The sequence below is a fragment of the Pseudarthrobacter cellobiosi genome, from assembly GCF_023913815.1.
Lineage (GTDB): Bacteria > Actinomycetota > Actinomycetes > Actinomycetales > Micrococcaceae > Arthrobacter > Arthrobacter cellobiosi.
The window spans coordinates 1-1,037 of the sequence record NZ_JAMXBK010000001.1; the positions used below are offsets into that span (position 1 = coordinate 1).

The window sequence follows — 1,037 nt, forward strand, 5'->3', positions numbered from 1 at the left end:
CGGTCCCCGTCCTTGACGAAGGCGATGGGGCCGCCGTCGACAGCTTCCGGTGCCACGTGGCCGATGCAGAGGCCGGTGGTTCCGCCGGAGAAGCGGCCGTCTGTGAGGAGCAGGACGTCCTTGCCCAGCCCAGCGCCCTTGATGGCGCCCGTGATGGCGAGCATCTCGCGCATGCCGGGGCCGCCCTTGGGGCCTTCGTAGCGGATGACCACAACGTCGCCGGCCTTGATCAGGCCATCATCCAGGGCGGCCAGGGCACCCTGCTCACGCTCGAAGACGCGGGCGGTGCCCTCGAAGACGTCGGCGTCGAAGCCGGCACTCTTCACCACAGCACCCTCGGGAGCCATCGTGCCGTGCAGGATAGTGATGCCGCCGGTCTTGTGGATCGGGTTGTCCATGGCACGGAGGATCTTGCCGTCCAGGTCCGGCGGGTTGATCGCAGCGAGGTTCTCGGCCACGGTCTTGCCCGTGACGGTGAGGCAGTCGCCGTGCAGCAGACCGGCGTCGAGCAGTGCGCGCATGATGACCGGCACGCCGCCGATCTTGTCAACGTCCGTCATGACGTAGCGGCCGAAGGGCTTCAGGTCACCCAGGTGCGGGATCTTGTCGCCGATGCGGTTGAAGTCCTCCAGGTTCAGCTCGACTTCAGCTTCGCGGGCGATGGCGAGCAGGTGCAGGACGGCGTTGGTGGAGCCACCGAATGCCATGGTGACGGCGATGGCGTTTTCGAACGCCTTCTTGGTCATGATGTCCCGGGCGGTGATGCCAAGGCGGAGCAGGTTGACCACTGCCTCGCCGGACTTGCGGGCAAATTCATCACGACGGCGGTCGGCCGAGGGCGGGGCGGCGGAGCCGGGGAGGGACATGCCCAGGGCTTCGCCGATGCAGGCCATGGTGTTAGCGGTGTACATACCACCGCAGGCGCCTTCGCCGGGGCAGATGGCCTTTTCGATGCGGGTCAGGTCTTCGAGGCTCATCTTGCCCGCGGCGCATGCACCGACGGCTTCGAAGGCGTCGATGAGGGTGACTTCCTTTTC

1 protein-coding gene is annotated in these 1,037 nt (G+C 66.7%); it reads right to left on the reverse strand.

All coding sequences use genetic code 11. The features are described from left to right. The coding region (locus tag NG701_RS00005; RefSeq protein ID WP_252563030.1) for a dihydroxy-acid dehydratase domain-containing protein at positions 1-1,037 on the reverse strand (1,037 nt) is incomplete at both ends.